Source organism: Tateyamaria sp. GN1-10, assembly GCF_055693845.1.
The window spans coordinates 3056632-3078758 of sequence record NZ_JBVFUR010000004.1; the positions used below are offsets into that span (position 1 = coordinate 3056632).

Consider the following 22127-nt stretch of genomic DNA (forward strand, 5'->3'; position numbering starts at 1 on the left):
AGTGCAGGCCATCATTCAAGATGGCGCGACCGGGAAAGATCAGCTTGCCGCCTGTCTTTCTTGGTCGGGCGTCCTTTTCCTTCGAACCTTGGGTTTTCCGGAACAGGCGTTTCCTTGGGCGGCGGTGGCGGGGACATATCATTATAAAGCGCCTGCGCTTCGGGAGCAGGTCCCCGGCGTGTGCCGATGGCTTTGACCTCGATTACCCGGACCACACGACCTTGTGAAAAGGTCAGCACATCACCGGGACTGATCGTGGTCGATCGCTTGGTGACCCGATCACCGTTGACGCGCACGTCACCAGCGGCAACACGCGTGGCCGCCAACGACCGTGTCTTGAAGAAGCGCGCAAACCACAGCCACTTGTCCAGCCGCAGTTTGCCAGCTTCATCAGCCACTTATTTGTCGTCCTTCAACCCCATAAGGGCTGCAGCAAAGGGGTTGTCGGGGTCAATCGCCTTTTCCTTCTTCGGCGGTCGGCTCGAGAAGTTCTGAGGTTTGTTGCCGCCATCACGACGCGGACCTTTGCCCTTGGGCTTGCCACCTTTGGGGCCGCCTTTGCCACGTGGTTTGCCGCCTTGTTGCGGACGGCGATTCCCGGCGCTGCGACCCCAGGTGAAGGTATAGAAGACCTCCATCTCTGGCCCGGCGGCTTCCTCGTCACCATCGGCGACCGGAACGTCTTCCGAATTGGCTTCGGGCGCTTCCACAGCCTCGGCACTCTCCGTTTGTGGCGCTTCAGTCTTTTCGGGCATTTCGGCCTTTTCGGGTGTCTCCACCTCCTCAGCCGCAGTTTCAGCGGGTGCGGCCTCGGCTTCAGGTTTCGCATCGGCCGTCGAAACTGCGTCAGCAACTTTGACCTTTTCGCGCTCACCTTTCTCCGACTTGTAGCCCAGCCCTTCCATCAGGCCCGAGAATTGTTCAAGCGTCATGCCGGTGATCGACAGCATATCGGCCTTGGCCTCGAACCCGCCGCGCGAGATCCTCGGCGCGCAGCATGTCGGCCAGCCGCTCCAGCATATCGATGCGGATCGCACGCTCGCCCGCATTACGGTAGCCCGACATCGTGTCCACACCCTGTGGGCCATCCGCCATCGCGGGCACGGTGACCAGACCGGGGGCGGAGATTCAGGGAATTCAGAAAGCCCATTTGCCAATGACCACAGCACCAGGCGCAGGCGCGTGGGTGCGGGTTTCAACAGCAAAGGCATGAAGATGGTGAACTGACCAAAGCGGATGCCGTGCTTGCGCAGCAGCCCGCGCGCATCCTGATCCAGCGCTTTGACGTCATCGGCGACGGCGGCGCGGGGCAGCACGCCCAACCCCTCGATCATCTGGAAGGCAAAGCCCTTGGCCAGACCGGCCAGCGCCTCATCCTTCTGCATCGCAATCAGCGGCTCGAACAACGCAGCAACCTTGCGGTCGATGAAATGTTGCAGACGGCGCTGCACCTTCTGCGCAACCTCGGGACCAGCAACATCATCCACGAACACCTCGACCATGGGCTTCAGCGGGTCCTGCCCCGCCACCAGCTTGCCCACGGCAGAGCTGCCCCACATCAGGCCGCCCTGTTCGGTGAAATCCAGTTCGGTATCCGGCGCATTATAGAACCTGTCGGCCCGCAGGTGGAAATGCGGCGCCAGCGCTTGCAGCGCGGCGGTCTTGATCGTCTTGGCCTCGGCCGCCCCCGCCCCCTTGTCCTGAGAGAACCGGAACCCGTCCAACTTGCCGACGAACTCGCCTTCGACAGTCACTTCACCTGCGTCATTTACTTCGGCCACCATGGCCTCCTTCTGGCCTAGCCGGCGCAAGAGCACGCTCGTGCGCCGGTCTACAAATCTTTGAGTCAGTTTCTCGTGAAGAGCATCTGACAAGCGGTCTTCTACATGGCGCGTCTCGTCCCGCCAATGGCTTTCGTCGTCCACCCAGCCTTTGCGTTGGGCGACATAGGTCCATGTGCGGATAAACGCCAATCGCTTTGATATGGCATCGATGTCGCCATCGGCACGGTCGATCCGCTTGATCTGCCGCGCCATCCAGTCATTCGGGATAGACCCGCGTTCATGCAGGTAGCGAAAGATCACGTCAAGCAACGACGAATGCTCCTGATGAGAGATACCCCGGAAATCCGGCACGCGGCATACATCCCACAGCAGGCGAACCGATTGGGCATCGGTGCATCGGGCCGTCACCTCGGCGCTTTCAGCGAGCGATTTCAAGACCTGCAGGTCGTCGGCCTCCCGTGCCTTGACCAGCACCTCGTGATCCGACGGTGCCTCAAGGCTGCGCACCAGTGCGTCGATGGTGCCGAATTGTAGGGCATGGTTGCGCCATTGCAGCTTGCTGAGCGGGGTAAAGCGGTGGTCCATGATGGCCTGCGCAACACCCTCATCCAGCGGACTGACATCGCCCGTGACGCCAAACGTCCCATCCTTTTGCCCCCGCCCCGCCCGGCCCGCGATCTGCGCCAATTCATTGGGCGCCAGCGCGCGCATCCGCCGCCCGTCGAACTTGGTGAGCGAGGAAAAGGCCACATGATCAATGTCCAGGTTCAGTCCCATGCCGATGGCATCGGTCGCGACCAGGAAATCCACCTCGCCGTTCTGGTACATGTCGACTTGCGCATTGCGCGTGCGGGGGCTGAGCGCGCCCATCACCACAGCCGCCCCGCCCTTTTGACGGCGGATCAGCTCGGCGATGGCATAGACATTATCAACCGAGAATCCGACAATTGCCGACCGGGGCCGCATGCGCGAAATCTTTTTCTGACCGGAATAGATAAGCTGCGACATCCGCTCGCGCCGCATGAACTGCGCCTCGGGCACAAGGGCAGAGATTGGACCGCGCATGGTGTCGGAGCCAAGAAACAGCGTTTCGTGCAGGCCGCGCGCCCTGAGCAGCCGGTCGGTAAAGACATGACCGCGCTCGGGATCGGCGCAAAGCTGGATCTCGTCCACGGCCAGAAAATCACAGCCCATGCCCTCGGGCATCGCCTCGACCGTACAGACCCAGTACTGCGTGCGGGGCGGGACAATACGCTCCTCCCCTGTCACCAGCGCCACGACAGACGGGCCGCGCAGCGCAACGATGCGGTCATAAACCTCGCGCGCAAGCAGGCGCAGCGGCAGGCCAATCACACCTGTGCGGTGGCCCAGCATCCGTTCGATGGCATAGGTGGTTTTGCCTGTGTTGGTGGGGCCGAGAACGGCAACCACCCGCGCGTCGCCCGACATGGGCTGTCCCCCGGTACTTACAGAGTGCGGCCGATCCCTTGGGCTTTCAGCTGCTCAAGCGCCTTGGTGGCGTTTTCATGGTGCGGATGCAAGTCGAGAACCTGTTGAAAAGCCCGTTCCGCGCGCACGTTGTCCCCGAACTCCTGAAACATGACGCCCAGACCGAACATGGCATTGTAATTGTCCGGGTTCAGGGTCAGCGCCTTTTCAAGGTCACTGATCGCCGGGCCATAGAGGTCCTTCATATAAAAAGCAGTGGCGCGCGCGTGCCAGCCTTCGGCAAAATCAGGAGCATGATCAATCAAGGCGGTCAGATGCTCGATCGCAATGTCCGGCTTCTGTTCCTCGAGCGCGTCGCGTCCACGACGCAGCAGCATATCAAGCGACGTGGAGCCCGATTGCGACCACTCCCGCTCAATCTCGCGCGTGAGCCGCGTGGCTTCGGCCGGTTCAGCGTCCTGCAAAGCCTGCAACTTCTCGTCAAGCGATGATTGCGCCAAGGCGGGTAAGGAATTCCCTACTGTCAGTAAAAGTGCCGTGACGACAGGGTAGAGTTTACGCAAGTGAGTGCCCATAACAATGAATGTAACAGGCCGGGCCGCAAATTCCAGAGACCGTACCCGTCCACAGACCAAAAAGGGCATCAAAGATGAGTGACACAGTGACCGAGGCCGTGGCCGTCTTGAACGAAAAGCTGGCTGGCGCAGATTTCACCGGCACCGCGAAATTCGACATCGAAGGCGAAGGCGCCATCATGATGGACGAAAATGGCGCACGTGCCGCCGATGAAGAGGCCGACGTGACCCTGTCGGCAGACGCAGACACGTTCCGCTCCATCCTCGAGGGCGACACGAACCCGACATCTGCCTTCATGACGGGCAAGCTCAAGGTCGATGGCGACATGGGCATGGCCATGAAACTGGCGTCCGTGCTGGCCTGATGACCCTGTCAGCTGCCCCCTTTTCACCGATGTGCATCCTGCACCGCTGGACGGCACCGCCTACTGGGTGACCACAGAGGACGGTGTGCGCATTCGGTTGGGCGTTTGGCAGCCTGACGCGGCCAAGGGGACAGTCCTGCTGTTTCCCGGCCGCACCGAGTACATAGAGAAATACGCGCCGTCGGCAGGTGAGCTTGCCGAGCGCGGCTTCGCGACTATCAGCATCGATTGGCGTGGTCAGGGTCTGGCCGACCGGATGTTGGACGATGCCCGGATGGGCCACGTTCTTGCGTTTTCCGACTATCAGCATGATGTGACCGCGATGGTCACTGCAGCCCGGGAACTGGGCCTGCCAGAGCCATTTTTCCTGCTGGGGCATTCGATGGGCGGCTGTATCGGCCTGCGCTCGCTCTACGAAGGGCTGCCTGTCAGTGCTGCCGCCTTTACCGGCCCGATGTGGGGCATCCGCATCTCGGCCCACCTGCGCCCGGTCGCCTGGGCCTTGGGCCGCATGATGCCTGCCATCGGACAGGGCCACCGCCTGCCGCCTGGCACCATCATCGATTCCTACGTTCTGACGGCACCGTTCGAAGACAACCTGCTCACCACCGATCTCGAGATGTTCGACATGATGCGCGACCAGTTGCACGCACATCCTGACCTCGCCCTCGGCGGCCCCAGTTTCGTGTGGTTGCGCGAGGCACTGGATGAAACATTGGCCTTGTCGCGCATGGCGGCCCCGAAACTGCCTTGCGACACCTTCCTTGGAACAAACGAGCGCATTGTCCATGTGGGGCGCATCCACAACCGCATGGACAGTTGGGAAGACGGCAACCTGCACTTGATCCACGGCGGTGAGCACGAAGTGCTCATGGAAGCTGCCAAGGCCCGCACGGGCATCTTTGACACCATGACCGCCCGTTTCGCCGGCGCAGCCTGAGGCTGGTCTGACCCTCCAGACATGCTAGGTTCGCTCACATGAGCGGCGCACTGACCTTTACCCCCGCAGGCATCTACTGCCCCGCAGGTGATTTTTACATCGACCCGTGGAAACCGGTGAGCCGGGCGCTGATCACCCACGGCCACGCAGACCATGCGCGCCGGGGGATGGAATCGTATCTGGCCACTGATATTGCCGCGCCAGTAATGCGCCACCGCCTCGGCGATGTGTCCATAGACACAATTGGTTATGGCGAGCGGTTACAGATCGGCGGCGCAACCGTGTCGTTTCACCCGGCTGGACACGTGCCCGGCTCAGCCCAGATCCGAGTCGAAGTGGAGGGCGAAGTGTGGGTCGCTTCAGGCGACTACAAGATGGTGGATGACGGCCTCTCGACCCCGTTCGAACCGGTCAAATGTCACCACTTCATCACCGAAAGCACGTTCGGCCTGCCCGTCTTCCGCTGGCAGGATCAGGCCGTCATCGCTGCGCAAATCAACGATTGGTGGGCGGGGTGCGCCGCAGCAGGCAAAACCGCCTTTCTCGGCTGTTATGCGTTGGGCAAGGCGCAACGGCTCATGTCCATGCTGAACCCCGACATCGGCCCGATCCTGACGCACACGGCCATCGAGAACACCAATGCGGTAATGCGGGCACAGGGGATTGCACTGCCCGACACTGTGCAAGCCAGACCCGACCTGAACCCCAAGGATCATCGGGGCGCAATTGTTCTGGCACCGCCCTCGGCGCTCGGGTCCGCGTGGGCGCGCAAATTCGGAGCGCAAGAAAACGCCTTCGCCTCCGGGTGGATGGCTCTACGCGGCATCCGCCGGCGGCGCGCAGGCGACCGCGGCTTTGTCATCTCGGACCACGCGGACTGGTCTGGTCTGCTGTCTGCCATCACGGATACAGGGGCAGAAAACATATACGTCACACATGGTTACACGGAAATATTCACGCGATATCTGAATGATCAGGGTTGGAACGCGCAAGTACTGCAGACCGAGTTCGGCGGCGAGGATGCTGAGGACGAAGCGGCATGAAACGCTTTGCCGCGCTGTTCAACGCCATCGACCAATCCACAAAGACAACGGTCAAGGTCGCGGCCTTGGCAGAGTATTTCCAAGAGGCCCCGGAAGAAGACCGCATCTGGACCATCGCCATCTTCTCGGGCCGACGCCCCAAGCGCGCGGTCAACACCACGCGCCTGCGCGAGTGGGGGGCCGAGGTGGCGGGCATCCCGCTGTGGCTGTTTGAAGAGGCTTATCCCATTGTCGGTGATCTGGCGGAAACCATCGCACTGGTCCTGCCCCCGCCCGACACTGAAACGGATCACGGATTGACGCATTGGATCAATGCGTTGCGCGACCTCTCTCAAGTCGAAGAACCGGACCGCAGAGCCTTCGTTCTCGACGCCTGGGCCTCGCTCGATCCCACTCAACGCTTCCTCTTCAACAAGCTGCTCACCGGCGGCTTCCGGATCGGCGTCAGTCAGAAACTTATGACCCGCGCATTGGCCCGCGCCACGGACAAGGACGAGGCCGAGATGGCCCATCGTCTGATGGGCGATTGGGACCCGGCCACAACCACCTGGGCACAGCTGATCCTCGAAGATGACCCCGCCGCCAATGCCTCGCGCCCGTACCCGTTCTACCTCGCCTACGCGCTGGAAGATGAACCGGAAAACCTGGGCGAACCAAAGGATTGGCAGGCGGAATGGAAGTGGGACGGCATCCGCGGCCAACTCATCCTGCGCGACGGCAAACATTTCGTCTGGTCCCGTGGCGAAGAGCTGATGACCGACCGTTTCCCCGAACTGGCCCGCGCCCGCGACTTTATCCCCGACGGCACGGTACTCGATGGTGAATTGCTGGCATGGGGCGACGGCGCTCCACAAAACTTCAACGCCCTGCAAAAGCGGATCGGGCGCAAGACGGTGCCCAAGAAGCTGCTGAGCGAAGCGCCGGTGATCCTCTATGCCTACGATCTACTCGAATGGGGCGGCGCGGACCTGCGGCAAACACCACTTCAGGACCGCCGCGCAACCCTCGAAACCCTATGCGCCTCACTGCCCGATGACGCGCCGGTCAGGCTCTCTCCCACCGTGCCGTTCGACAGTTGGGACACGCTCGCCCAAACCCGCGCCACCGCCCGCGACGCCCAGGCCGAAGGGCTGATGCTGAAACGCAGCGACAGTCCGTACCTGACAGGCCGCAAAAAAGGCGACTGGTGGAAATGGAAGCTCGACCCGCTCACCATCGACGCCGTGATGATCTATGCCCAATCGGGCCACGGGCGGCGCGCAAACCTGTTCACTGACTTCACCTTCGCCGTCTGGAACGGCAATGACCTCGTCCCCTTCACCAAGGCCTATTCGGGCCTCACCGACGAAGAGTTCCGCAAGATCACCGCATGGGTCAAAAAGAACACCCAGCAACGCTTCGGCCCTGTCCGCCAAGTCACGCCCCACCACGTGTTCGAAATCGCGTTCGAGGGCATCCAGGCCTCTTCCCGCCATAAATCAGGGGTGGCGCTGCGCTTTCCTCGCATGTCACGGTGGCGGCACGACAAATCCGTGCAAGAGGCCAACAGCCTCGACGACCTGAACGAGATGCTCAAGACCTATGGATAGCGCCCCGCCGCCGCCTGCACCAACAACCCCCGAAACGGCACTGCCCACAGGCGCATGGGACGCCCATGTGCACCTGCTGGGCGGCCCCGAACACCCCCTCTCGCCCACCCGCGCAGAAAACCCGGCCAAAGGCATCGACTTCGATGGCTGGCTCACCCGCTACCGCGCCCACCTGGACGCGCTTGGCTGCTCAAACAGCCTTATCGTCCACTCCATCCTCTACGGCACCGACAACACCGTGACGCTCGAAGCGGTGCGCGCCATGGGCCGGGGCTTCAAAGGCGTGGGCCTTCTGCCGGATGGCGCACCGACACGCGACATCAGGCAGTTTGCAGACAACAAAATCGTCGCCGTCCGCCTGAACTACGTCCACGGCGGCGTGCTCACATGGGACGGAGCCAAGGCCATGGCGTCCACGCTGGCCGATCACGGGATGCACATCCAGATGCTCCTGCACGCCGACCAGCATATCGCGGAGCTGGCCGACGACATCCGCGCCCTGCCCGTCCCACTGGTCATCGACCATTGCGGCTGGCCCACCGACCTCAACCCGAACACAACAGCCATCGACACCCTCTGTGCCCTGCTGGCCGAGGGTCACGCCTTCGTCAAACTCTCCGCTCCCTACCGGCTGAAGGACGACATCATCCAAACCCACCCGCTGATGCGCCGCCTGATTGACGCCAACCCAGATGCCTGCCTCTGGGGCTCCGACTGGCCCCACATCATGCTGAACGGCGCGCAGATGCCCCACGCCGCCACACTGGCCGACAACCTGTCATCCATCACAACTGAAGAAGAACGACAAAAGATCTTCCTCGACACGCCCAACCGCCTCTTCACCCCTTAGCCTTTCTTCTGGCCAAAAATACCTCGGGGTCTGGGGCAGAGCCCCAGCCGGTCGCCGCGCACCGGGCGCGGTGAACCCCTTGCTCCTCCCGACGACGCCCCATACCTATGGGCGCAACACGTAACCAAAGGTGCCGACACATGTTCCAACTCCCCTTCCCCGTTCGCGACGCAAACGCCTCTGCCGGGGATCAGCCCTTGGGCAACCTGCCCGAATGGAACCTCGATGACCTTTACACGGGCGAAAATGCCGCCGAACTCAAACGCGACCTCGACTGGCTGGAGGACGCGTGCAAGAGCTTTGCCGCCGACTACGAAAATAAGCTCGACCAGTTGGACGCCAAAGGACTGTTGGACTGCATCCAGCGCCAAGAGCGGATCAATCAGGTTGCCGGTCGCATCATGTCCTATGCGGGCCTGCGCTATTACCAACTGACCACCGACGCAGACCGGGCCAAATTCATGTCGGACATGCAGGAGAAGATCACCAACTTCACCACCCCGCTTGTGTTCTTCACACTGGAACTCAACCGGCTGGAAGATGACCACTTGAGCGGCCTCTTGGACAAGAACACCGACCTCGCTCGCTACAAACCGGTCTTCGAGAAGATCCGAGCGATGAAACCCTACCAACTGTCCGACGAGTTGGAGAAATTCCTGCACGACCTCGGTGTCGTGGGCGATGCATGGGAACGGCTCTTTGACGAAACCATCGCGGGCCTGACCTTCGACATCGACGGCGAGGCGCTGAATATCGAAGGCACGCTGAATTTCCTCACCGACCCCGACCGCAAAAAACGGGAAACGGCGGCGCGCGAACTGGCCGAAGTGTTCTCGGGCAACATCAAGACCTTCGCCCGCGTGCACAACACGCAGGCCAAGGAAAAGGAAATCCTCGACCGCTGGCGCGGCATGCCCACCGCCCAGACCGGGCGGCATTTGTCGAACCAGGTCGAACCCGAAGTGGTCGAGGCGCTGCGCAACGCCGTCGTCGCGGCCTATCCCAAACTCAGCCACCGCTACTACGAACTGAAACGCAAATGGCTCGGCCTCGAGAAAATGCAGGTCTGGGACCGCAACGCGCCCCTGCCCATGGAAGACCCCCGCATCGTCAATTGGGACGAAGCGGAAAAGACGGTGATGGACGCCTATAACGCCTTCGATCCGCGCATGGGTGAGCTGGCAAACCCGTTCTTCAAGAAGGGCTGGATTGATGCAGGCGTAAAGCCGGGCAAAGCCCCTGGAGCCTTCGCCCACCCCACGGTGACGGACGTGCACCCCTACGTGATGCTCAACTACCTGGGCAAACCGCGCGATGTGATGACCTTGGCGCACGAACTGGGCCACGGCGTCCACCAGGTACTGGCCGCCGGTCAGGGCGAAATGCTGTCCTCAACGCCCCTGACGCTGGCCGAAACCGCCTCCGTCTTTGGCGAAATGCTGACCTTCCGCAAAATGCTCGACGGGGCAAAGGACGACGCCCAGCGCAAGGTCATGCTGGCCGGCAAGGTCGAGGACATGATCAACACGGTCGTGCGCCAGATCGCCTTCTACGACTTCGAATGCAAACTGCACGAAGCGCGGCGCGGCGGGGAACTCACGCCTGAAGACATCAACGCCATCTGGATGAGCGTACAGGGCGAAAGTCTCGGCCCGGCATTCGAATTCATGGACGGGTACGAGACCTTCTGGGCCTACATCCCCCACTTCGTCCACTCACCCTTCTACGTCTACGCCTACGCCTTCGGCGACGGCTTGGTGAACGCGCTCTACTCGGTCTACGCGGAAGGCACCGAAGGGTTTGAAGACAAGTATTTCGACATGCTGAAAGCAGGCGGCTCCAAACACCACAAGGAACTGCTGGCCCCCTTCGGCCTCGACGCCTCGGACCCGAAATTCTGGGACAAGGGGCTCAGCATGATCTCTGGCTTCATCGACGAACTTGAAGCGATGGAAGACTGACAGGGTCCCGGCGGGCGGCCCTCAGCCGCCCACCAGAAACGCCCTCATCACGCGCTCGGCCTTATCCGGTTCATCGCGGTGCACCCCGTGTCCGCACCCCTCGAACATCTCAAGCGTCGCATTGCCACCCACGGCCCGCGCAATCTCCTCCGAACAGACCGGCGGCGTGACGGGATCAAGCGCACCGCCAAGGACGAGGGTCGGGCATGTGATGCCGGAAACCTCGCCGCGCATGTCCATGTCCTTCATTTCGTGACCAAAAAAATGGACCGCAACCTCGGGCCGCTGGATCGCCCGCTTGCGAAAGCCTGCAGCATCGGGGTTTTCCGTCTGGCTGTACAGCGGCAGGCATATCTGGGCATAGCGATCAAAACGCTCCTGCGACGGGTTGGAAAAGAACTCGTTCGCCATCTCCGCGGCCGCATCGCCACCCAGTCTGCGCATCATATTCATGGTCTCGTCCAGACGGAATTGCGCACAGGTGGAGGATAATATGAGCTTGGAGGGCCCATCGGTATGCCGCGCACCATAGTGCATCGCGACCATGCCACCAAAAGACTGTCCAAAGACCACCGGCCGCTTGATGCCCACCAAATCACAAAATGCGGCTATGTCATCGGCCCATTGGTCAAGCGTCCATGTCTCGGGATCACCGGTTGATCGCCCGCTGCCACGATGATCCAGATAGATCACCTGAAAATCATCGGCAAAACGGTCAAAATAAGGGCGCAAGGTCGAGTGGTCGAAACCTGGCCCCCCATGGAGTACCAGCAGCGTCCGCCGCTCTTGCATTATGTCGGGGCTAAGCTCCAGCTGGGCGCCAACAGTATCAAAAAAATTCGGGCAGTATCGAGTTGAATATACACGCGAACCATACTCTCTAATCGTTTGAAACTTCAGATTGCCGCCTGCCGCGCGGCACTAAAAATCCTCTTTTCTCAATGGCATTAGACAAGTTTTACTTTAATTGGCTGTCCTTCGACCCACGCCGATTGATGCCGCCACGCTGGACACGAATGGCATCCCGCTCAGCAACACACTCTACGCATAATTTGACTCCGGGCACGGCAATGCGTCGTGCTTCCGGGATTGGTTCATCGCATTCGGCGCAATGGGTCAGACTTTCGCCAACGGGGGTTTTGCGGGCCTGCATCCGCGCAAGCTCGTCCGAGATCGAGGCCTCGATCTGTTCAGACACAGCGCCGTCCTTGGCCCATCCCCCTGCCATGATCCCGCTCCATATTACGACCCAAAAGAATCCCCAAAAGAGGGCCGATCAACCACTGGTAGTTTTGGCTTTGGAAAACACCGCGTCAATGACCTTCTGCGTGCCACGCGCATCTTCAAGGTGCCAAGGGTATGGTGCACCATCACGAACATGCGCCGAAAACGCCTCGACCTGCAGCACATAGTGGTCCACACCGGGAAACCGTTCTTCGGTCACCGTTGCACCGCCCGCACCGCCATGTACGTTGCGCTGTAACTCAAGCCGCGCCGTGGCAAAGCGCGCCGGGTTGAACGGCGCGGTCAGCTTGATCACACCGTCAGAGCCGACAAAGGTCATCTCCTGAACGGGATGCATGCGCATCGAGTTGACCCAATGGGCAGAAAAGCCAGGGAACCGGGCCGACACGCGGGCCAGCACATCCACGCCATTCTCGAAATCCACATCGGCATGGGTGATCTCGTCCGGGTCCTGGCCGGTCAGCCAACGGGTGCAGCCATAGGTGTAAACCCCGATGTCCGGAATACCGCCGCCACCCGTCTCGGGCCGGTTGCGCACATTGCCGGGTTCGCTGGAATTGTCATAGCCGAACAGGCCCTCAACATGGATCAGCCGCCCAATGGCCCCCTCTTCGTACAAGGCACGTGCGCGCTGCCACTGCGGGTGATGCACGATCATGTAGGCCTCGGTCGCAAAACAGCCCGACGCCTCGCGCGCAGCGATCAGCGCCTCATACTCAGCGGCGGCCATCGCCATCGGCTTTTCACACAGGACGTGTTTCCCAGCCTCCAGCGCTTTCAATGACCATTCCACATGCAAGTGGTTGGGCAGCGGGATGTACACTGCGTCAATTGCAGGATCGGCCAGCAATGCATCATAACTGTCATGGATCCGCAGGCCCGGACAAAAGGCGGAAAAGCCCTCGGCCTTCGCAGGTGATGAAGTAGCCAGGGCCGTCAATGCGGCCCCCTGGGCCGCGTGAATGGCCGGGGCCATGTCATTGAGAGCAAAGTTGCTGGCCCCCAGAATACCCCACCTGATCGGATCTTTCATGGCCATCTCCCTCTCTGCATCCAACACCGTTTGCGCTACCATATCGCGCCATGATCCCGGCACAAGGCGATGCCTGCCGCACCGTCAGTCTGGCACGCGCCACATGCACGGTCCTATGATACCATCCAGCCAAGGGAGGATACGTCATGCGTTGGATCAAACGGGGCCTGATCGGGCTTCTGGTTCTGCTGGTTGCAGGCGTTACGGCCTTTCTGGCCATCGCGCCGGGACATGTCGAACGCAGCCGCAATGCAGTTGTCGAGCACGATCCCTACCCCGTGTCGGACGCCGCACAATCACTGCATGACAGCCTGATCGTAGGCGATTGGCACGCCGACAGCCTGCTCTGGAAACGCAGCATCGAAAAACGGGCCGATCGTGGCCATGTCGATGTGCCCCGCCTGATCGAAGGCGGCGTGGCGCTCCAGGTCTTTGCCGCCGTCACGAAATCCCCTGCAGGACAGAATTACGAGGCGAACTCCGCCGACGCCTTCGACAACATCACGCCCCTTGCCATCGGCCAGCTCTGGCCGCCCCGCACATGGGGGTCGCTAGCCGAACGCGCAATCTATCAGGCCGAGCGTCTGCACAAGGTCGCCGCCAAGATGCCCGACCGGCTGACGGTCATCACCGCGCGGGACGAGCTGGACGCGCATCTCGCCGCCCGTGCTGCGGGCAGCCACGCCGTGGGTGGTTTGCTGGGCATCGAAGGGGCGCACGCGCTCGAAGGGGACATGGCCAATCTCGACCGGTTGGAAGAGGCCGGGCACCGCATCATCGGGCTGCAACACTTCTTTGACAATGAGCTGGGCGGCTCCCTGCACGGCACACGCGACATGGGCCTGACAGAGTTCGGGCGCGCCGTCGTGGCCGAAATCGAAGCGCGCGGCATGGTACTGGACCTCGCCCATGCAAGCCCGGCGGTGGCGCAAGATGTGCTGGCCCTCACCGACATGCCCGTCATCGTCAGCCACACCGGCCTACACGGCTTCTGCCCCGTCACCCGCAATTTCGAGGATGACATCATGAAGGCCGTCGCCGCCAGCGGCGGGGTGATCGGTTTGGGTTATTGGGGCGACATCCTGTGCCGCAACGCCACGCCCGAGGCCATCGCCGCCATGATCGTCAAGGCAGTGGACACCGTTGGCGCCGATCACGTCTCGCTCGGGTCGGATTTCGACGGCTCGGTCAAGACCGCCTTCGACACGTCCAAACTGTCCAGCCTGACCCATGCGCTGCTCGAGGCGGGTCTCGACACCGAAACCATCGGCAAGGTCATGGGCGGCAACATGGTGCGGGTGCTGCGGGCACGCTTGAACTGATCACTCCAGATCGCGCGCCACGCGGAACCCGATATTGGTCTGGCGCCGGTTCACGGGCACGGGTTGCCGTGTCTCCGGTGCGGCATTCTTGATCGGGTCATCAAACGACCCACCTTTGAGCGTCCCGCTCTCGCACCCCTCCAGTGCGCGCGGCAGGGACAGGTTGCCCCGCCAGCAATCGGCCACCCATTCCCACAGATTGCCCGCCAAATCGTGCAGGCCATTGGCATCAGCCGGGTAGGACGCGACCAGCGCCACGCCCGGATTGCCGTCATTGCAGGACTGGTTGCGCCAGCTGAATTGCGACGTCGCATCGCCGAAATTGCCCAGCGCACAGACCACATCTGCATCGTTGTTGAGGTCACGGTTGAACCCTTCCTCCGCGATCCGATGCTTCAACTGGCGTTCCAGCAACAGCTCGAACTCAGCCTCGGTCGGCAGGCGGTAGCGCGGCCCGTCGGTCTGCTCGTTCAACCAATCAACATACCCCATCGCATCCCTGCGACTGACGCAGGACACGGGATGATCGCTGCTCAGGTCACTTCCCTGGTTAAAGGCCTGTGCAGTCTTGCGCAGCTTGTCGCCTTCCTGCCAGTCAAAGCAACTGGGCCCCTCGGACGTCTTGCCATCGACAAAGGCAACGCCCGTGTCCTCCGCATAGGCCCGGAACTGGCCAATGGTGACCTCGGTGGCCGAGATAAAGAACGGCGCAACCTCCTCAGTGATCGACGGGATCGGATCATCGACAGGACGCGGGCCATAAGCCATCGTTCCGCCCGGCACGCGGATCAACTCCGGGCACGTCTCACAGGGTCGGACACGTATGTCCTGCGGCGGAAGGGGCGCCGGTGTCGCGGGCTCTATTGCAGCCCGCTCCGTACGCTCGATCGCCATCACTGTCTCGGGCAGGCTGTCCTGCCCGGACACATCCCCATCACCCTGCGGCTGCGCCAACCCGGCAAGGGCGGCAATGATCGCGCGGCGCGTGACGTCATCGGCCTGCCCGCTCTCCTCCAGCCCCTGGTCACGCTGGAACAGAACCAAGGCCACCTGCGTCCTCAGGTTCAAAACACCTGTGACGCCGCCAGTGTCATAGCCAAGATCAATCAGCGCCTGCTGCATCTCGGCAACGCCGTCCGACACGGGCGGATCACGCTCGGGATCGTCCTCGGGGGCGAACGCGGCAGGAACGGGAAAGAAGAATGCCCCATCTGATCCGGTCAAATCCCGGATCTGCGGCGTGATAGACCGCTGCCAGCCAAAGCGCGTGCGCAGACGCGTCACCTCCTGACCCAGATAGGATTTCAACTCACCGACCGAGACCAGATTATCCTTGCCCAGCGCGTTTGTCGCATCCGCCGCCCCGCGCAACCCGTTGAGAAGGGCATGGGTAAAGACAGAGCCGCCCAACTGGTCTACCGCGATGGTCTGCTCATCTGCACGCCCGGCCGTGATCACGTGGCGCGCGGGTCCGCCCAACTGGGCGCGGGTGATATCCGCCAGATCGGACTGCGGGGCCGACCCCACCAAACCGGAAAAGCAGCTGTCCATCAGGTACAGCACCTGATGCGCGATGATGTAGCTGTCCCAATCGGCGATATCATCCATCGACACCATGGTCGAAAACCGGCCCTTGCGGCTGGTTTTCAAGGGCAGAAAGCCGCGAGCACCCGGCCCCTGACCCAATGTCTCTCCATGTCCGGACCAATAGAACAGGAACCGGTCATTCGGCCCGACAAGCTGGCGGAAATCATCCAGCATCAACTCTTCTAACCGGTCCTTGGTAACCTTGTCGCCGGTCAGGATATGCACGTGGTCAAAGCCCGCCTCGTCGACAAGGTAGTCCCGCATGCGCAACGGGTCCTTGGCGGTTGGCAGGTCGGTGAATTCATCAAAATCGCTGACACCAACAATCAGGGCATAGCTTTTCTGCAGCTCACCGAACCCGGCGCGCACCAGCAACCGCTCGGTGACGGACCGGTCGTCCGGGCGTATCGTGGCCTCGTCCAGACCATCCGTTTCCGCCCAAAGCGGTGCGGCCAACAGGGCCAGACCAACCGCCAGCCGCCAGATCATTCGGCCTTGGCTGCCTGGCGCTTCTGCTCCAGCTCCAGCTCCTTGGCCGCAACCTCAAGCTGCGCTTTGCGATAATCGGTCCACTTGCCCAACAGGCCAAAGACGGCGGCACCCAGCGTTGTGACAGCGCCTGCAACAGCCGTGACGGCAGCGGCAATGTCTCCGCCAGTGTCGGGACCTTGCGGCACGACACCATCCGGCGTCTCTGATAGCAGAATGGCCTCTCCTGCATCCGACCCGATCAGATACCCCAACAACGCCAGCCCGATCAGGCCCATGATCGTAATGACGCTCCATCGTTTCAAGATAAGCATGGCGACCCCGCCCTTTGATGAATGAACTCAAACAATAGGCAAAGCCTACTTCAAGTTGCTCTGTTCTCAAAGCGCGGCAAGAAAAGGGGCCGAAACGAAAACACCCCGCCGAACCCGGCGGGGTGTCTCAATCATGTGTTTGCGCAGGATCAGGCCGGGGTCATAAGCCCCTTGGCCTTGGCGATCTCGCGCATCTTCTTTTGCAGCTTTTCAAAGGCGCGCACCTCGATCTGGCGAATACGTTCACGGCTCACGCCATACTCACCCGACAGATCCTCAAGCGTCACAGGCGCATCTGCCAGACGGCGCTGGGTCAGGATGTCCTTTTCGCGCTCATTCAGCACGTCCAGCGCCTCGGCCAGCATCTCGCGGCGCACTTCCAACTCATCGCGCGCCTCGTAATCGCCTGCCTGATCCGCCGTTTCGTCTTCCAGCCAGTCCTGCCACTGCATGGTGCCTTCGCCTTCGGACCCGACGGTCGCGTTCAGCGACGCGTCGCCGCCCGACAGGCGCCGGTTCATGGAAATGACCTCGGCCTCGGTGACGCCCAGATCCGTCGCAATACGCTTGACGTTTTCAGGCCTCAGATCGCCCTCTTCCAATGCGCCAATCTTGGCCTTGGCCTTGCGCAGGTTGAAGAACAGCTTTTTCTGGGCGGATGTCGTGCCCAGCTTCACCAGCGACCACGACCGCAGGATATATTCCTGGATCGACGCACGGATCCACCACATCGCATAAGTGGCGAGGCGGAAACCCTTTTCCGGGTCAAAGCGTTTGACGGCCTGCATCAGGCCCACATTGGCCTCTGAAATCACTTCGGCCTGCGGCAATCCATAGCCGCGATAGCCCATGGCGATCTTGGCCGCGAGCCGCAGGTGACTTGTCACCATCCTGTGGGCGGCACCTGTGTCTTCTTTTTCGACCCAGGCTTTTGCCAGCATGTATTCCTCTTCCGGCTCCAGCAGGGGAAATTTGCGGATTTCCTGCATATAGCGGTTCAGTCCGCCTTCCGGCGTGGGTGCGGGAAGATTTGCATAATTAGCCATAATGTCCCTCCAGTATCCCCGTTTCATGTTTAGGGGCTTAACATTCCATATGGGACGGCGACCGACCGCATACAAGAGGCGGGTGTCGTCGCGCTCCCAATATCGCATGCAGAACGGCGGTTTTGCAGGGCTCAAACCGTGCAGTCACGCGCATGTGCTGTTCATTACAGGGTTATGTAAAGACCGTCTGACCGAGCGGTTTTTGGGCGCTCAAGCCTCCAAAACGGCCAGCAAATCGGCAAAATCCCGCGGCAACGGGGCTTCGAACCGTAACATCTGACCGCTCACGGGATGCTCGAATCCCAAAACAGCAGCATGCAACGCCTGCCGCGCAAAACCGGAAACGGCCGCAGCAGCGGCTTCGGACAGCGCCCCACGGGCCAGTTTGCGCTTGCCGCCATAGGTTGGATCGCCAATCAGCCCGTGGCCAGCATGGGCCATGTGCACGCGGATCTGGTGCGTGCGCCCCGTCTCAAGCCAGCACTCCACCTGGCTCAACACGGGCGGCGTGCCATAACGCTCGACCAACCGTGCCCGCGTGACAGCGTGACGCCCGCCCTGGAACAACACGGCCTGCCGCTGCCGGTCGGTCTTGTGGCGCGCAAGCTGCGTGGTCAGCTTCAACACGTTGCCGGGTTCAAAGGACGCCCCTTTCACACCGCGCAGGCGCGGATCGTTCCCATCAGGGACCCCATAGACAAGCGCGCGGTAATAGCGCTCGACCGTATGCTTGGCGAATTGCGCAGCCAGCCCGTGATGGGCCGCATCGGACTTCGCCACCACCAACAGCCCGCTCGTGTCCTTGTCGATCCGGTGCACGATGCCCGGACGTTTCATGCCACCGACACCAGACAGATCATCGCCGCAATGGTGCATGAGCGCATTGACCAAAGTCCCCGAGGGCGATCCCGGCGCCGGATGCACGACCATCCCCGCAGGCTTGTTGACGACGATCAGGTCATCATCCTCGAACACCACATCCAGCGGGATATCCTCGGCCCCGATATGGCTCTCCTCAGCGGCTTCCACGGTCACCTCGACCACGGCCCCCTCGACCACCTTGGCCTTGGGGTCCGACGCAACTGTCCCATCCACGGTTACAGCCCCATCCGCCAACAGCCGCGCCAAACGCGTGCGGGACAGGGCCGCGCCCTCTGGCACGTCGCGGGCGATGGCCTTATCAAGACGCGCGGGCGGATCAGCCGCAATGACAAAGGAGACGGACGTGGACGACATGGACACCCCAGAAATGCCGGCCAACCTGACCTTTCTGCGGCGGCTGGTGACGGTGTTGACGATCATCATGATCGGGGGCGTTGTAACGGTGGTCGCCCTGCTTGTCATCCGGCTGAATGCCGACCCCGCGCCGCTCCCCCTGCCCGATCAGGTCACGCTACCTGACGGCACGACGGCCACGGCTTTTACCGTTGGATCGGATTGGTTCGGGATCGTAACGGAAAACGATGAAGTCTTGATCTACGATCAGGTCACCGGCACCCTGCGCCAGACCATCACCCTGGACTGAGGTTTTGTCTTGGTGAAATGGAAGCCAAGGCAAACCATGGAACACGCCGCAAGGCGCTCAATTGGATTGCGAATGGCAGCGCCTAGATGTTCAGGGGTGTGAGGCCGCGCGTTTTCTTCGAAAACACTCTCACCTCACCGTCACTTTCTTACTTCGTTCGAAAGTGCGGATGGTACCACCGCCCCGGCTCGAACGGGGGACCTCCTGATCCACAATCAGGCGCTCTAACCAACTGAGCTACGGCGGCACTGCGCGTCAAATACCTATGCCGCCGACCGATTGCAAGACCATCAAAAGCGATAAACCCACGTCTGTTCCACCAAATCCTGTCCAAAGGAATGGACAGGTTTCGATGCCACCATATCCCACCCCGTACGGGCATAAAGGGCACACGCCGCCTCGTGGCTTTCATGGGTCCACAGGGTCATCCCGGCATATCCGGTGTCGCGCGCAAACGACATGCATTGATCCAGCAGCATCCGCCCTGCACCCCTGCCCCGTGCCTCAGGCACAAGCAGAAATAGTCGCAGCTTGGCCGTCGTTTCATCGTGGCGCACACAAAAGATCGACCCCAAAGGCTGCCCATCCGCCTCGGCGATCCACCCACGCTCGCAGGATGCATCATGCTCGGCATTGAACGCCTCAAGGATGGACCGAACAAGCGGACCAAAGCTGTCATCGAACCCAGCTTCGCGCGCATAGAGACCGCCGTGCTGATCAACCAGCCAATCGGTATCCTCGGGGCAAAACGGGCGAAGGGTCACATCTGTCATGGCGCAACCATGGCTGACGCCTTCTTGCCTTTCAATCCCGATCGGGCTAGCACCCGGCTTCAACTTCCGCCGGAGATGACCATGGGCATCAACAAAGAAAGCGACATCGAAGCCAACCTGCAGATCGGCCCGACCGACGCGGGCATGGTGCGCATCTATGTAGAGGCGAAAGGCGTTGAAATTCCAATGGATTTCGACCCCGAAGAGGCCGATGAAATCGCGGATGAGATCAAGGCGGCCGCCAAAGCTGCCGGGGCCATGAAACGCTAACGCCGCGTACGGTGCGCTTGTTGTGCTCCGTCCTTCGCGGCGCCGTTTGATGCCATCATGTGGGCGCAGGGTGCCAGTCTTTTCATCCAACGGTGACGTTCAGCGCGTCAAAACCCTTCGAGAATCGCTGATCACAGACGACCGCAGACAATCGATCAGAAGCGAATGTCGTAGCCAGCCTTCAGGCCGTAGTTCTCCGGGGCATACGTCCCTAAACCTCCCCAAAAGCTGTCGATCGCAATCGAGCCGCCCGCCTGGGTCGAAAATCTGATGCCCAAGCTCACGCGACCGCTACCACTGCGCTGGCCTGGCAACGCCAACGCATCGTGCCCAAAGCGGCGGGTCGATGTCCGCGAGAATGCGCCGCCCCCTGTCAGGATGATGGGGGCGCCGTTCACCTCACGCAGCGTGTGGCGAAACTCCAATCCCAACTGCATCTGGCGCTGTTGAATGCCTTGCACCCCAAGCGGATCGCTCCCGCGCGGCAACACATCATCCGTGGCGTATGACGCCAGAAAACTCGGGGTCAGGGTCGTAACGCCGTAGCGCAGCTGACCCGTCAGTTTCAGTTGCGCCAGACCGCGCCGCGTGTCCGGCCACAGCGCGCCATCACCGGAACCGCGGATGCTATGAGAGGCCCGCCCCCGCAAAAGACGCCCTTCGACAAACAAAGGCTGATTGGCGTGGCGCGCCAGGAAATAGGACCCGGCCATCACGCCCCCGCCCGCCCTGTCGGACTGGGCACCCGCCTGCGACAGGTAATCCGCCTCGATCATGCCGCCAACAACAAGCGTCGGCGTGACATAGGTATGCAGACCCATCGCACCAAATCCGTATTTGACCTTCCGTTTACCGTTGTCGTCCCACCGCCCGCTCGCCCGCGCCCAAAGCGGCGCATCCACACCACTGGAAAAATGCAACACGCCGCGATCGTCTGTCACATCGGCGTTCATGGCACCCGATCCGACACCTGACAAAAGCGCCGCCAGTTCCGGTTGGTGCCGGATCAGGTTGTCCAACCGTGTTTTTTGCAACTGATGCATAAGCCTACGGGTCTCGGCCGTATCCGCCCGACTGCTCATGTCACCCATCCCAAACAGGGCCACAACTGCAATCAAAACAGTGGGCAAAACGCATCTGGCAAGTGACACCGCCATCTGCGGAAAAGCAGCCAGGTACATCGCTTTGGGGACATGGATCACGTTCATCACATAGGCCCTTGGCAGAGCGGGGTCAGACAGGATGTGGCGAAGTCGTTTGGCCGCTCAAGCAGAGGACCGGCACGTGCATATTTACATATGCGCCGATTGATCAGCCACCCAAAATTTCGCAACAGCCAGACAAGGGCTGCTCAGCGACCGTCAACATGCGAAAAAAATCGCCGCGCAAACCTGCAACTCTACAGGTGGCCACGGTAACAATACCCGGTCAGGACCACCCCAGCCCAGCCCCCGGATCACGCAAGCTCTGCAACCGCCGCGCGGCGTGTGTGGCGAACTTCTGGACCATCACCTTGCGCCGCGCCGGTGCCAGCTTGTCCTCGGGGGCCATACGAATGATCTCGGCATCATAGGCATCCGCAATCATCAACCCGGTCCCCTCCGGCAGCAGATCAACAGGAAAATCCCCGTCCACGGCCCAAAAGAAACGGTCGCACCACTCCAGATACCCTTCCCACTTGTGGTCGGACATGAAATCTGCGCGGCTGGACTTGCACTCGATCACCCAGATCTCGCCCTTCGTCCCCAACGCCATAACATCGACCCGCAAACCACGGGCGGGCACCAACTCCTCGACCGCCGCAAGACCAAGGCTGGCCAGATGGCGCGACACGCCCCGGGCCAGCAACTGGCCAGGCATCATCGTGGCGGGATCAAGTGTGGTTTGCATAGCATCAAGAATATGAACAAAACCTGAACAAACACAAGAGCGGGCTTTCCCCTTGGCGCTCCGCTGTCCTGCGCCTA

21 protein-coding genes, 1 tRNA gene and 1 pseudogene are annotated in these 22127 nt (G+C 61.4%); 9 read left to right on the forward strand and 14 right to left on the reverse strand.

Translation table 11 applies throughout. From position 1 onward, the window contains the following. Positions 1 to 11 precede the first annotated feature (11 nt). From ACZ1HN_RS17125 to ACZ1HN_RS17135, 3 genes and pseudogenes are all read right to left on the reverse strand, one after another. Complete coding sequence (locus tag ACZ1HN_RS17125; RefSeq protein WP_299200956.1) at positions 12 to 398, reverse strand: RNA-binding S4 domain-containing protein; 387 nt, start codon at positions 396 to 398, stop codon at positions 12 to 14. Further along, positions 399 to 3233: pseudogene (locus tag ACZ1HN_RS17130) on the reverse strand (helicase-related protein). Positions 3234 to 3250: 17 nt separating this feature from the next. Then, positions 3251 to 3796 carry a tetratricopeptide repeat protein gene (locus ACZ1HN_RS17135; protein WP_299699165.1) on the reverse strand — a complete coding sequence of 182 codons (546 nt, stop codon included), beginning with the start codon at positions 3794 to 3796 and terminating at the stop codon, positions 3251 to 3253. An 86-nt stretch (positions 3797 to 3882) separates the two neighbouring features. Here ACZ1HN_RS17135 and ACZ1HN_RS17140 point away from each other — a divergent pair, with 86 nt between their 5' ends. The 6 genes from ACZ1HN_RS17140 (at position 3883) to ACZ1HN_RS17165 (ending at position 10556) form a co-directional block, all read left to right on the forward strand. Then, positions 3883 to 4173 (forward strand): SCP2 sterol-binding domain-containing protein, encoded by a 291-nt coding sequence (locus tag ACZ1HN_RS17140; protein WP_299200962.1) that lies wholly within the window; start codon positions 3883 to 3885, stop codon positions 4171 to 4173. A gap of 31 nt (positions 4174 to 4204) precedes the next feature. Then, entirely contained in the window at positions 4205 to 5113 is a 909-nt protein-coding gene (locus tag ACZ1HN_RS17145; protein WP_472728365.1) for an alpha/beta fold hydrolase, read from the forward strand. A 38-nt stretch (positions 5114 to 5151) separates the two neighbouring features. Beyond that, positions 5152 to 6156 carry a ligase-associated DNA damage response exonuclease gene (locus tag ACZ1HN_RS17150; RefSeq protein ID WP_472728366.1) on the forward strand — a complete coding sequence of 335 codons (1005 nt, stop codon included), beginning with the start codon at positions 5152 to 5154 and terminating at the stop codon, positions 6154 to 6156. Continuing rightward, entirely contained in the window at positions 6153 to 7745 is a 1593-nt protein-coding gene (locus tag ACZ1HN_RS17155; RefSeq protein WP_472728367.1) for an ATP-dependent DNA ligase, read from the forward strand. The genes ACZ1HN_RS17150 and ACZ1HN_RS17155 overlap by 4 nt, the downstream gene beginning before the upstream one ends. Next, positions 7738 to 8595, forward strand: coding sequence for an amidohydrolase family protein (locus ACZ1HN_RS17160; RefSeq protein ID WP_472728368.1), 858 nt, complete (start codon positions 7738 to 7740; stop codon positions 8593 to 8595). The genes ACZ1HN_RS17155 and ACZ1HN_RS17160 overlap by 8 nt, the downstream gene beginning before the upstream one ends. A 140-nt stretch (positions 8596 to 8735) precedes the next feature. After that, positions 8736 to 10556, forward strand: coding sequence for a M3 family oligoendopeptidase (locus tag ACZ1HN_RS17165; RefSeq protein ID WP_472728369.1), 1821 nt, complete (start codon positions 8736 to 8738; stop codon positions 10554 to 10556). A 21-nt stretch (positions 10557 to 10577) separates the two neighbouring features. Here ACZ1HN_RS17165 and ACZ1HN_RS17170 read toward each other — a convergent pair whose 3' ends face one another. The 3 genes from ACZ1HN_RS17170 to ACZ1HN_RS17180 form a co-directional block, all read right to left on the reverse strand. Further along, a complete protein-coding gene (locus ACZ1HN_RS17170; protein ID WP_472728370.1) occupies positions 10578 to 11348 on the reverse strand; it encodes an alpha/beta fold hydrolase in 771 nt (256 codons plus the stop codon). A gap of 166 nt (positions 11349 to 11514) precedes the next feature. Next, positions 11515 to 11784, reverse strand: coding sequence for a DksA/TraR family C4-type zinc finger protein (locus tag ACZ1HN_RS17175; RefSeq protein ID WP_299200983.1), 270 nt, complete (start codon positions 11782 to 11784; stop codon positions 11515 to 11517). Positions 11785 to 11832: 48 nt separating this feature from the next. After that, the gene (locus ACZ1HN_RS17180) at positions 11833 to 12834 is read right to left on the reverse strand and encodes a Gfo/Idh/MocA family protein (RefSeq protein WP_472728371.1); all 1002 of its coding nucleotides are present in this window, start codon (positions 12832 to 12834) and stop codon (positions 11833 to 11835) included. A gap of 146 nt (positions 12835 to 12980) precedes the next feature. Between ACZ1HN_RS17180 and ACZ1HN_RS17185 the strand changes: the two genes are divergently transcribed. Continuing rightward, positions 12981 to 14156 carry a dipeptidase gene (locus ACZ1HN_RS17185; RefSeq protein ID WP_472728372.1) on the forward strand — a complete coding sequence of 392 codons (1176 nt, stop codon included), beginning with the start codon at positions 12981 to 12983 and terminating at the stop codon, positions 14154 to 14156. On the opposite strand, the gene ACZ1HN_RS17190 is transcribed toward ACZ1HN_RS17185, so the two are convergent. The 4 genes from ACZ1HN_RS17190 to ACZ1HN_RS17205 form a co-directional block, all read right to left on the reverse strand. Further along, on the reverse strand, positions 14157 to 16232 hold the full coding sequence (locus ACZ1HN_RS17190; RefSeq protein ID WP_472728373.1) for an SUMF1/EgtB/PvdO family nonheme iron enzyme: 2076 nt from the start codon (positions 16230 to 16232) through the stop codon (positions 14157 to 14159). After that, on the reverse strand, positions 16229 to 16546 hold the full coding sequence (locus ACZ1HN_RS17195) for a hypothetical protein (RefSeq protein WP_299742372.1): 318 nt from the start codon (positions 16544 to 16546) through the stop codon (positions 16229 to 16231). The genes ACZ1HN_RS17190 and ACZ1HN_RS17195 overlap by 4 nt, the downstream gene beginning before the upstream one ends. A gap of 149 nt (positions 16547 to 16695) precedes the next feature. Further along, positions 16696 to 17592 carry an RNA polymerase sigma factor RpoH gene (gene rpoH, locus ACZ1HN_RS17200; protein ID WP_299201017.1) on the reverse strand — a complete coding sequence of 299 codons (897 nt, stop codon included), beginning with the start codon at positions 17590 to 17592 and terminating at the stop codon, positions 16696 to 16698. A gap of 210 nt (positions 17593 to 17802) precedes the next feature. Beyond that, complete coding sequence (locus ACZ1HN_RS17205) at positions 17803 to 18828, reverse strand: RluA family pseudouridine synthase (RefSeq protein ID WP_299699153.1); 1026 nt, start codon at positions 18826 to 18828, stop codon at positions 17803 to 17805. Here ACZ1HN_RS17205 and ACZ1HN_RS17210 point away from each other — a divergent pair. After that, entirely contained in the window at positions 18800 to 19117 is a 318-nt protein-coding gene (locus ACZ1HN_RS17210) for a DUF6476 family protein (protein WP_472728374.1), read from the forward strand. The genes ACZ1HN_RS17205 and ACZ1HN_RS17210 overlap by 29 nt on opposite strands. Positions 19118 to 19287: 170 nt before the next feature. Here the strand turns inward: ACZ1HN_RS17210 and ACZ1HN_RS17215 are convergent. Then, positions 19288 to 19364: transfer RNA gene (locus tag ACZ1HN_RS17215), tRNA-His, on the reverse strand. 43 nt (positions 19365 to 19407) lie between these two features. Continuing rightward, entirely contained in the window at positions 19408 to 19890 is a 483-nt protein-coding gene (locus ACZ1HN_RS17220) for a GNAT family N-acetyltransferase (protein ID WP_472728375.1), read from the reverse strand. A gap of 81 nt (positions 19891 to 19971) precedes the next feature. Between ACZ1HN_RS17220 and ACZ1HN_RS17225 the strand changes: the two genes are divergently transcribed. Continuing rightward, the gene (locus tag ACZ1HN_RS17225; protein WP_299201024.1) at positions 19972 to 20160 is read left to right on the forward strand and encodes a DUF6324 family protein; all 189 of its coding nucleotides are present in this window, start codon (positions 19972 to 19974) and stop codon (positions 20158 to 20160) included. A 155-nt stretch (positions 20161 to 20315) separates the two neighbouring features. On the opposite strand, the gene ACZ1HN_RS17230 is transcribed toward ACZ1HN_RS17225, so the two are convergent. Both ACZ1HN_RS17230 and ACZ1HN_RS17235 read right to left on the reverse strand, forming a co-directional pair. Further along, positions 20316 to 21368, reverse strand: coding sequence for a hypothetical protein (locus tag ACZ1HN_RS17230; protein WP_472728376.1), 1053 nt, complete (start codon positions 21366 to 21368; stop codon positions 20316 to 20318). Positions 21369 to 21588: 220 nt separating this feature from the next. After that, positions 21589 to 22050, reverse strand: a complete 462-nt coding sequence (locus ACZ1HN_RS17235; RefSeq protein WP_299742384.1) for an MmcB family DNA repair protein — start codon at positions 22048 to 22050, stop codon at positions 21589 to 21591. Positions 22051 to 22127 lie beyond the last annotated feature (77 nt).